General features: G+C 44.3%; 9 protein-coding genes. 6 read left to right on the plus strand and 3 right to left on the minus strand.

Features of this window, described 5'->3' with window-relative positions:
* Positions 1 to 89: 89 nt before the first annotated feature.
* Positions 90 to 458, plus strand: a complete 369-nt coding sequence (locus Q1Q15_RS25640; protein WP_363321048.1) for a DUF1295 domain-containing protein — start codon at positions 90 to 92, stop codon at positions 456 to 458.
* Positions 459 to 682: 224 nt separating this feature from the next.
* Here Q1Q15_RS25640 and Q1Q15_RS25160 read toward each other — a convergent pair whose 3' ends face one another.
* A complete protein-coding gene (locus Q1Q15_RS25160; RefSeq protein ID WP_300465495.1) occupies positions 683 to 1,198 on the minus strand; it encodes a hypothetical protein in 516 nt (171 codons plus the stop codon).
* Positions 1,199 to 1,535: 337 nt separating this feature from the next.
* Between Q1Q15_RS25160 and Q1Q15_RS25165 the strand changes: the two genes are divergently transcribed.
* The gene (locus tag Q1Q15_RS25165; RefSeq protein WP_300465497.1) at positions 1,536 to 3,929 is read left to right on the plus strand and encodes a penicillin acylase family protein; all 2,394 of its coding nucleotides are present in this window, start codon (positions 1,536 to 1,538) and stop codon (positions 3,927 to 3,929) included.
* 257 nt (positions 3,930 to 4,186) lie between these two features.
* The gene (locus Q1Q15_RS25170; protein ID WP_300465499.1) at positions 4,187 to 4,354 is read left to right on the plus strand and encodes a hypothetical protein; all 168 of its coding nucleotides are present in this window, start codon (positions 4,187 to 4,189) and stop codon (positions 4,352 to 4,354) included.
* A gap of 108 nt (positions 4,355 to 4,462) precedes the next feature.
* Here Q1Q15_RS25170 and Q1Q15_RS25175 read toward each other — a convergent pair whose 3' ends face one another.
* Both Q1Q15_RS25175 and Q1Q15_RS25180 read right to left on the minus strand, forming a co-directional pair.
* On the minus strand, positions 4,463 to 4,669 hold the full coding sequence (locus tag Q1Q15_RS25175; RefSeq protein WP_300465501.1) for a hypothetical protein: 207 nt from the start codon (positions 4,667 to 4,669) through the stop codon (positions 4,463 to 4,465).
* On the minus strand, positions 4,666 to 5,271 hold the full coding sequence (locus Q1Q15_RS25180; protein WP_300465503.1) for a TetR/AcrR family transcriptional regulator: 606 nt from the start codon (positions 5,269 to 5,271) through the stop codon (positions 4,666 to 4,668). Before Q1Q15_RS25180 ends, Q1Q15_RS25175 begins: the two co-directional genes overlap by 4 nt.
* A gap of 793 nt (positions 5,272 to 6,064) precedes the next feature.
* On the opposite strand from Q1Q15_RS25180, the gene Q1Q15_RS25185 reads away from it, so the two are divergent.
* Genes Q1Q15_RS25185 through Q1Q15_RS25195 form a run of 3 tightly spaced genes read left to right on the plus strand, consistent with a single transcriptional unit; the run spans position 6,065 to position 9,814 of the window.
* Positions 6,065 to 6,949 carry an FAD binding domain-containing protein gene (locus tag Q1Q15_RS25185; protein WP_300465505.1) on the plus strand — a complete coding sequence of 295 codons (885 nt, stop codon included), beginning with the start codon at positions 6,065 to 6,067 and terminating at the stop codon, positions 6,947 to 6,949.
* Positions 6,946 to 7,431 carry a 2Fe-2S iron-sulfur cluster-binding protein gene (locus Q1Q15_RS25190; RefSeq protein ID WP_300465507.1) on the plus strand — a complete coding sequence of 162 codons (486 nt, stop codon included), beginning with the start codon at positions 6,946 to 6,948 and terminating at the stop codon, positions 7,429 to 7,431. The genes Q1Q15_RS25185 and Q1Q15_RS25190 overlap by 4 nt, the downstream gene beginning before the upstream one ends.
* Positions 7,424 to 9,814 (plus strand): molybdopterin cofactor-binding domain-containing protein, encoded by a 2,391-nt coding sequence (locus Q1Q15_RS25195; RefSeq protein ID WP_300465509.1) that lies wholly within the window; start codon positions 7,424 to 7,426, stop codon positions 9,812 to 9,814. The genes Q1Q15_RS25190 and Q1Q15_RS25195 overlap by 8 nt, the downstream gene beginning before the upstream one ends.
* Position 9,815: the final 1 nt, after the last annotated feature.

Genomic DNA, 9,815 nt, shown 5'->3' on the forward strand with positions numbered 1-9,815 from the left:
GTTATTGGCTTCCCCGACACGGGCTCACACCTCCATTTATAAATGAATTTTAGTGTCGGGGTTTTATCACGATTAACCGGACAAGTTAATTGTCGTCAACCGGACAGGATAATTGTCGCACAATAATTCTTTTATACTTGTTCGGTTCATGGCTGAATACATACTCTGAATACACAAGATATGCTTGGAAAAAACAGTTGAAAAATAAAGGGCACCTCTACACAGAAGGGTTGTTTAAATATTCCATGCATATCAATTATTTGGGTGATATCCTTCTTTTTATAGGTTTCGCACTTATTACGTTTCGGTTTTCAATGCTATTCATTCCCTTATTCATGGCCTTGAATTTTATTTTTATTATTATTCCAAGACTTGATAAATATCTGGCAGTTAAATACGGTTATGAATTTGAAGAATATGCCGGAAGAACAAAAAAGTTTATCCCAGGGATTTACTAAAAGCATTCAAACATGTTGAAGAAACAGGATGTAAAGCTTTTAACTGATTTTTTTTGTCTCTAATATGCTTGAATGGGATTTTGATTTTTTTGACTTTTCATTTTCCATATACTTTAATTTATACCCCGAGAGGGAAGAAAAACAGGGTTCAGGTTAAATTGATAAGTATGGTATTGTGCGACAATTATCCTGTCCGGATAACAGTATTTTCAAGACAGCCTGATTTATAAAAATGGTGCAGGAAGTACACAAGAATATTCATCAGTGCAAAATTTTCTGTAACTGATTTCAGGGTATTTGAGAATCTTCAAAAGCTCCATTCGAAATAGCTGATAGGGCTGAATATCCCTTTGGGGAGAGGAATAATTATCCGGCGCAATAAAACTGTTGATAATCTGGTCATCTAAGAGTTGGTCAACAAATTGCAATTCTGGATCTACGATCTCAAGGTATGGCTTCTTCCGGTTATCAAAATCAAACAGATTATCCGAATGGAAATTCTCAATATAAGCAGCCATTTCAGGAAGGTTACGGATTCCTTTTGACGGCTTTTGGGCTTCGATGCCTATGAGTTCTTCCATGGGGATGTCCAATGTTTGGGAATAATCATAATTGTTTTCCACCTCGTTCATGACTTCCTGAGTCAGTTCTTTTTTGGATTTTTTGAGCATCCTATTCCAGCGGGGAAATTTTTTTTTCAATTGCTTCGCGATGATCTGTCTGATATTTTTTCTATGCATAAGGCCTCTGTTTTTGTGCTTGTTTTTTTTGATTCATTTCATAAAAAGCACTTAAATCTTGTCATTGAAAATCAACAATCGAAATTCATTTGAATTCCCGTTTTGAATCTGATAATGCTGTTAACGACCCACAGTTCAGAAACACAATGTTTCATCTTTCTTAAAAACAGGACGGGTAAAATGGGAAATCATATCCATGTCGGCAGATTGAAATTTGTACCGGTGCTTTTTCTTTTACAGGGTTTTCCCCGAAGGCTGTTAAGGATTTACCAACAAAAATCTAAAAAAATAATTTAAACCGGGTTCAAACTTACATGATAATACGATGGAATCGATTATGAAATTTATTAAACGAGCAGGACTGGGATTATTAATCGTTATTTTGATTACAATTGGATTGGGTGCCTATTATCTAAACTCAAAAAGGGCTGTTCGGTCTGGAAATATAACGCTTCCGGGTCTAACCGGTTTGGTTGATGTCCGTTTTGATACCTTTGCTGTCCCCCATATTTCCGCTGAAAACGAAACAGATGCTTACTATGCCCTGGGATATGTTCATGCACAAGAGAGACTCTTTCATATGGAATTGCTTCGCCGTCTTGCAAAAGGAGAACTCGCCGAGATACTGGGCCCTAAATTGAAATCAACCGACTCTTTTTTCAGAACCTTAAGATTGAATCAGTTTGGAAAAGCGTATATGCAAAAAGCCGATAAAACCACTACGGCATTTAAAATCAGCCAGGCCTATCTTGACGGCATAAATCAATATATGCATACCCGGCCTGCACCCATTGAGTTTGATATTTTAAAAATTCCAAAAAAAGAGTATATGCTATCCGACATTGTCAGTGTAGCAGGCTATATGGCTTACAGCTTTGCTGCGGGATTCAAGTCTGATCCTGTGCTCACATTTATCCGCGATGAGCTCGGGCAGGTTTATTTAAATGATATGGATTACCGCCCTTCGGCTGTTCCTCCTTTGAAACTGTTAACAGATACTCATAAATCCCTGGCCCAGATGGCAGGCCTGGTTGCTGAAATCGAGACCATTCACTCGCCGGTTGGTTTTTTTGAGGGCAGTAATGCCTGGGCCATACAGGGCAATAAAACAGTATCCGGGAAACCCATCCTTTCAGGAGATCCCCACATTGCCCATTCCTGCCCTTCGGTCTGGTACGAAGCGCACATTATCACACCAGACTTTAATTTTTACGGCCATTTTCTTTCGGGATTTCCCATGGCCCTTCTCGGTTTCAACCAGAAAGTTGCCTGGACCTTGACAATGTTTCAAAATGACGACCTAGATATGTTCATTGAAAAACCAAATCCGGAAAACCCTAGTCAGGTCTGGTCTAATGGAAAATGGACCGACCTTGAAATTGAACATGAAATTATCAAGGTGAAAAATGAAAAAGATCTGGCTCTAACCGTCAGAATATCTAAGCATGGCCCTATTATCAATGATATCCTGGATCCATTGAATAAGAAAAAAAGACCGGTTGCTGTTTCCTGGGCCTTCCATGATTTTAGCAATGATATTATTAACGGCCTATACGAATTGTCCCATATTGATACGGTTTTCCAGGCGCCGGATGCGCTTAAAAAACTCCATGCGCCCGGGTTGAATTTTGTAATGGCCGATACCTGCGGTAATATCGGATGGTGGGCTGTTGCAAAACTAGCCAAAAGGCCGGACCATATTGACTCCAATTTTATCCAGGATGGATCAGATCCTTCCAATGACTACATCGGGACCTGGCCTTTTGAGTCAAATCCACAATTCATAAATCCTGAATCAGGCATTATTGTTTCAGCCAATCATCAACCCCAGGATTTTGGCAATGGCATCGTCCCTGGATATTATAATATTGAAAACCGGGCGAAACGCATTGAAACGCTTCTGGGACAGAAACAGAAAAACTGGTCCTCAAATGATATGAAAGTTATTCAGCTTGATACTGAGTCAGCATTCTATAAAAAAATCAAAAACAAACAGGTTGATGTGTTAAAAAGTATCCCGGCCATTCAAAATGATGTGATTTCAAAAAAAGCGTTTGAAATTTTTAAAAGATGGGATGGCTTTCACCATCTTGATACCAAAGGGGCGGGCATCTTTTACACGCTGCATTATTACCTTGCAAAAAATTTGTTTAAAGATGAGCTGGGAGAGGATCTTTTTAAAGCATTTTTGCGGACACGTCTACCTGATAAGGCAGTCCTCAAAATCATGGGTCTTGAGAATTCTCCCTGGTGGGATGACAGAACCACGTCAAAAGAAGAATCCCAAAAAGACATTCTATCTTTGGCCTGGTTTCAGACGATTGATAATCTAACGCAATTTGCCGGCAGTGATCCTGAAAAATGGGTTTGGGGGGATTTCCATACGATTGAATATATCCATGCCCTGGGCAGGAAAAAGCCTTTGGACAAACTGTTCAATATCGGTCCTTTTAAAAGTGAGGGATCAAGGGATGTCCCTAATTATCAGGGATTCAGGATAGCCCCACCGCCGTTTAAAGCCTACATTGGACCCTCCACCCGGCGGATTATTGACTTTGCAGATCCGGATCATTCACTGGGGATTAATCCAACAGGTCAAAGCGGATACTTTTTTGATCCTCATTTTGATGATCAGGCCCAAATGTATATGTTGGGAAAATATCGAACTCATCTGATGGATAAAACAGAAATTGAGAAGGCAACCGCCTCTTTATTAAAATTGACACCATAAAAATATCCATATGACCATTTCAGTCCTGCCTGAATAGACATCTCAGCAGGTCAGAAATTATATTGATGAACATGTAACCGATAAACAAAATTTATCAATACGGTATAGGTTCTGTCAGCAATTCATTATAAAACGCAATAGTCGCCGGACAATGGGGTCAGGTTTAGGTATAGCCATAATGAAAATTGTTGTATTTTTATTGCATCCAAGGCAAAAACGTGCAAAAGGATGTCACCCATAAATTATAGAGGACGATTATGACAAAAGAAATAAAAGATCAGTGTCAAGACCCAAGCCAGAGTTTAACCATTGAGTTACCTTGTCAAATGGTCGAACGAATTGAACGGTATGCCAAAGAAAAGGGAATGGCTGTTGCTGGAGTTCTGATTGAAGCTATGGATAGCTTTTTGAGGAAGGCTGAATAAGAGGGAAAGTATGAAGTTGATGCCAGTCATGGCATGGACAGTCCGGATAGAAACAAACTGATCCGCTGGCCTTTGAAAATAAACACGTTCTTTTCTTTCACTGCCCCCTTAGATCATGATTTTTTTTCCGACTTTCACCGCCACATAAGCGTTGCCGAACGTCTGTTTGAACTGATCGATACACCAGTCAGAACTGTCATGGGCGGACACCTGGTCTTCTGCCAGGTGTCTTCCTTTTTTTAACTCACGGATTTTTTTTGTAAAAACCAGTGCAATCAGTACAATCAGAACGAAAACAATGTATATGGCGATCATGGGGCTTCCTTAACGTCTTCTTGGGAATTTAGAAAGATACCTTGCGTGAAAATTTTTGTAAAGTGTTCTGCCAGCTGCTGTGTTGACATGTCACCATCCGGGTTAAACCATCTGTAGGCCCAGCTGACCATTCCAAAAAACGCAAATGCGCATACTTTTGGGTCCAGGTCACGCATTTGGTTGCTGTTCTTTAAAGATTCAAAAACACCGGTTAATTGGGACATATATTGTGCCTGTTTTAATTTTAATTTTGCCCGATGATCAGGGGTAAGGCAATTTTGCTCGTGGACCAGCAGTTTCATTTTATCAAAATCAATGGCGGTCATGGTATGCATTCGAAGAATTTCAATCAATTGCTCTTTTTGCTCTAATCCTTTTTTTTCAATCTCCCTTATTAATTTCAGCCCGGTGCTCATGGTTTCATCCAACACCTGGTAGAGGAGTTCTTCCTTGCTGTCAAAGTAATAGTAAATAGACGCGGCACTGATGCCGCCGGCTTTTGCTATCCCTCGAATCGTTGTCCGCTCAAACCCCTGTTCAGCAAATACTCTGGCAGCCATTTCGCGAATCTTGTCTCGCCTTTGTTCTTTTTCTAAACCCATCACCTTCTCCCCATCGCCTGGCGTTAATATTAAAATGACAGCCAAAATTGTTTCAGATAGTTTACCCCAATTCAAAGTGAGATCATCAGGTTGAAAACGGTTGATCTAAACTATGTTCATATCCTTTGTTCAGAACAAAAAATCTAAATTCATATCAACAGATTCGCTCTTTAAAGTCAAGAATTTCCCAAACAGCATTTCAAGCGGGGATATCCCGTTCGATCAGTGAACGAATAACAATGCCGGCTAAACCCAATAGGCCCGAATACCCCATACCAACCCAGTATAAAGATCCTTTTGGGCGGCGCAAAAAAACTTGACAGAACAAACAAGACATGGTTTTATCGTTTGAACGATCGTTCAGACTGATCGGTCATAACTTTTGTTATTGAGTTTTAAACCTAAAAGTTTGGAAATCCATGAAAGATGAAAAAGATGAAAAAGGGCATATTTTAAATTGACCTAATTGGCGTGGGCTTTGTTTTAAAACCCTTTTTACCGGCCAAGGGTAACAACATACACAAGAGGATTATTTTCAAATGTCTAAATCTAACATACGAACAAAAGTTCTTCACAAGGGAGGCGCACCGTTTTGTCTTAAATCCCATTGTCAATGCCGTGGATGCTTTGGATGGCGTAATATGCTCAATGCAATCCACACAAATGCCGTTTGGCAGAACTACCCCATCAGATGTGCTGCAACCGGATTGACATTGAAGGTCGACAGAAAAGAGGATATTCGCACAGGTCGTGGGACGTGCCAGTTAACATGATGAATAAGCGGGGTTAGAAGATGAGTGTTGCACTTAAGTTTGAAGGATATCATAGGCCCGGTAATGTAGACCAGGCCCTGGAAGTTTTAACAGAATATGGTAATAATGCTCAGGTTATTGCCGGGGGTACAGATATATTACCACAGCGACCCGGTGGAAAGAATGCTGGTAACGGTAAACACCTGGTGGACATCGCGCATATGGGACTGGATTATATTAAAGAAGGGAAAGACGGCATCCACATCGGCGCTGCCGCAACCATCAACCGTATTGGTGCCTTCCCGTTGTTTTCAAGCTCACCCTACCTGGCGCTGTCAGAGGCTGTGGCTTGTCATTCCACCCAGACGATAAGGAACAGGGCCACCATGGGCGGTAATGTGTGTAATGCATCGCCATGTGCGGATCTTGCCCTGCCGTTGCTGGCATTTGATGTCCGATTGATGGTTACGGGACCTGGGGGAAACAGGCAGATCCCGATTCAAGATTTTTATATGGGGACGAATCTTTGCGCACTGGACAGCAATGAAATGTTGCTGGAAATCTGCATCCCCTTTTGTGAGGAAAAAACCGGCACCGCCTTCCTGAAACTGGGCCGTCAGCAAACCGCCATTGACATGGCCCTGGTGAATGTGGCCACATCACTCACAATGAAGGGACAGTGTTGCAATACCGTCAGGATTGCTTTGGGATCGGTGGGTCCGGTTCCGTTCCGTGCGACAACGGCAGAGGCAATACTTGCCGGCAACCGCCCGGACAAAGAGACCATACACCAAGCTGCCAAGGCGGCTGCCGATGCATCTGCGCCCATTGATGATATCCGGGCAACGGCTGCATACAGGAAAAAAATGGTGGCAATACTGGTTCGACAGGCTTTGGAAAACAGTCTCAGGAGATATAAATCATGAAGAAAATAGACATAACACTGACAGTAAATGGTGAACCCCATGAAATGGCTGTAGCCCCTGGAGAACGGCTGGTGGATGTTTTAAGGGAACGCTTAGGCCTGACCGGCACCAAAGAGGGCTGCGGTGAAGGGGAGTGCGGCGCCTGCACCATCAATATGGATGGGCAGGCAGTGTTGTCCTGTCTTATGCTGGCGGTTCAGGCGGACGGTGCGACGATTCTGACCATTGAGGGGCTTCAAAAAGGGGCTGACCTGCATCCTTTGCAAGAGGCGTTTATCAGCGAATCGGCTGTCCAGTGCGGTTATTGTACACCCGGCATGATCATGGCATCCGATGCATTGATCCGGAACACCCCCAGCCCGACACAGGGGATGATCCGGGATGCCCTTGCCAATAATATTTGCCGGTGTACGGGATATGACCGGCCGGTCAAGGCAGTGCTCAAGGCCGCCAGCCATATGAAGGAGCGGACAAATGGATAAGCTTGAGGTTGTAGGAAAACCCATAAAACGAATTGATGGCATCGACAAGGTTACCGGCGCCGCAAAATATGCCACCGACATCACCCTGGACAATATGCTGTACGCCAAGCTTCTTCGCAGTCCTCATGCCCACGCGCGAGTGACACACATCGATACCACTGCAGCGGAAAAACTGCCGGGCGTTAAGGCTGTAGCATCGATTCTGGAGGTTCCCAAGGTGCTTCAATACTGGTATTTTCTTCGAACCGAAAAAAAAGAACGACAGATCTATCTTTTGGACAACATTGTCCGGTTTATCGGTGATCCGGTATTGGCCGTTGCGGCTGTAGACGAGGTAACAGCGAACAAAGCCCTGTCCCTGGTAACCGTCACCTATGAAAAGCTGCCGGACTTACAGGATCCCGTTGCGGCATTAGAAGAAGACAGTCTGAAAATACACAGCAAGGGCAATGTTGCCATGAAAGCCGAAAAGGGATTCGGTGATATCCAGGAAGGATTTGACCGCGCAGATATCATTGTTGAGAACACCTATCACACGTCCAAACAGAAACATGCGAGTCTGGAGCCTATTGGCAGCTGTGTGGCCCATTACCAGTCCGATAAAAGTTTAACCGTCTTTTCTTCCACCCAGCTTCCCCACTGGAGCCGGCATTACCTTGCCGGTGCGCTGGAGATGCCAATCAATAAGGTTCGGGTTATCAAACCTTACACCGGTGGTGCTTTTGGGGGCAGATGTGGCCTTATTCACGGGCTTGAGGTGATGTGCAGCTGGCTTTCCCGAAAGGCAGTGAGACCGGTTCGACTTTCCTTTAGCCGGGAGGAAGATTTTATCGCCACTGAATCCCGCCACCCCATGACCATAAAAATGAAAACCGGTGCCACAAAAGAGGGCATCATCACGGCAAATGACGTCAAGATTATAGCCGATGTGGGCGGTTATGGGACACATTACATCGGGGTAATCGCAGACTGTTTGTCCACGGGCGGCGCCTTGTACAACATACCCAATTATCAGTTTTCCGGAACCGCTGTCTATACAAACAAATCCCTGTGCGGTGCCCTCAGGGGGTACGGGAATCCCCAGATGAATTTTGCCCAGGAGTCACAGATAGATATTATCGCCGAAAAACTGGGCTTGGACCCCCTGGAAATACGATTAAAAAATTACCGTCCCAAGGGAGAAATGGACCCGGTATTGCTAGAGGAAATCCAGAGCAATGGCCTGCCGGAATGCCTGGAAAAGGGAGCTGCAGAAGCAGACTGGGATGCTAAAAGACGTCAGTTGCCCGGCACTGATGGCAAAAAACGGGGGATTGGTCTTTCCATCATGCTGCATGGCACAGGCGCTGCAGGTGCCCTGCCGGATCCGGCATCGGCAACCGTGATGATCAATGCGGACGGTTCGGTGAACCTGCTCACAGCCGCAGCAGACGAAGGACAGGGTAACCGGACGGTATTGGCCCAGGTCGCATCCGAAGTCCTGGGGATTGATGTTGAAAAGATCACTGTTTCAGACACCGACACCGCTGTAACGCCACTTGATTGCGGCACCCATGGCAGCCGGCAGGCCTATAGCGGGGGACTGGCCGTACAAAAAGCCGCAACCCAGGCCCGGGAAAAAATGCTGTCCTTTGCGGCTAAAATTCTCGACGTGAAACAACAACAATTAGGGATTGGAAAAGGACGGGTCTTTGACCTGTCCGATCCTGAAAACAATATCCCGATTCAGGATTTGATGCGGCAAACCCAGATTGGCGATATGGGCCTGTGTGAGCAGGTGATCGGATCGTTCAGCGGTATTGCATCCGCCATGCCCGGTTATTACGGTGCTATTTTTGCAGAGGTGGAAGTAAACACTGAAACCGGAGAAGTCCGTGTAATAAAACTGACCAGCGCCTTTGATGTGGGCCGGGCCCTTAACCCGGATTTTGTGGAAGGTCAAATTACCGGTGGTGGTGCCATGGGAATCGGTTTTGCCCTTACCGAGGGGCTGATGGTAAAAGACGGTCATATTTTAAATGGCAATCTGACCGATTATCGCCTGCTGAGGGCCTGTGACGTGCCTGAAATTGTTCCGATTATCGTGGAATCAAATGAACCCACCGGGCCGTTCGGCGCCAAGGGGGTTGGCGAAGGGGCCATGGTAAATGTCGCGTCCGCCATCGCCAATGCCATTTTCCATGCATCCGGTGTTAGATTAACCAATTTATGCATGACCCCGGAAGATATTTTACAGAAATTAGAAGCGAAAACAGCATTAACCCATCTTTTCGAAAAAATAGCCAGAAACTGCTATTTTTACTCATATTTTATGGCACCACAAAAAAATATTATAATAAAATCAGCAGATTACAAGTCAGACTTTCATTGCTGGTCAATGTAGT

The sequence above is a fragment of the Desulfobacula sp. genome (genome assembly GCF_030145145.1).
Lineage (GTDB): Bacteria > Desulfobacterota > Desulfobacteria > Desulfobacterales > Desulfobacteraceae > Desulfobacula.

What these genes read in the sequence shown, in the direction of transcription:
- Q1Q15_RS25180 (WP_300465503.1), bottom strand. Translation starts at nt 5,271, where the DNA reads ATGGGTTTAGAAAAAGAACAAAGGCGAGACAAGATTCGCGAAATGGCT.
- Q1Q15_RS25165 (WP_300465497.1), top strand. Translation starts at nt 1,536, where the DNA reads ATGAAATTTATTAAACGAGCAGGACTGGGATTATTAATCGTTATTTTG.
- Q1Q15_RS25195 (WP_300465509.1), top strand. Translation starts at nt 7,424, where the DNA reads ATGGATAAGCTTGAGGTTGTAGGAAAACCCATAAAACGAATTGATGGC.
- Q1Q15_RS25170 (WP_300465499.1), top strand. Translation starts at nt 4,187, where the DNA reads ATGACAAAAGAAATAAAAGATCAGTGTCAAGACCCAAGCCAGAGTTTA.
- Q1Q15_RS25175 (WP_300465501.1), bottom strand. Translation starts at nt 4,669, where the DNA reads ATGATCGCCATATACATTGTTTTCGTTCTGATTGTACTGATTGCACTG.
- Q1Q15_RS25160 (WP_300465495.1), bottom strand. Translation starts at nt 1,198, where the DNA reads ATGCATAGAAAAAATATCAGACAGATCATCGCGAAGCAATTGAAAAAA.
- Q1Q15_RS25190 (WP_300465507.1), top strand. Translation starts at nt 6,946, where the DNA reads ATGAAGAAAATAGACATAACACTGACAGTAAATGGTGAACCCCATGAA.
- Q1Q15_RS25185 (WP_300465505.1), top strand. Translation starts at nt 6,065, where the DNA reads ATGAGTGTTGCACTTAAGTTTGAAGGATATCATAGGCCCGGTAATGTA.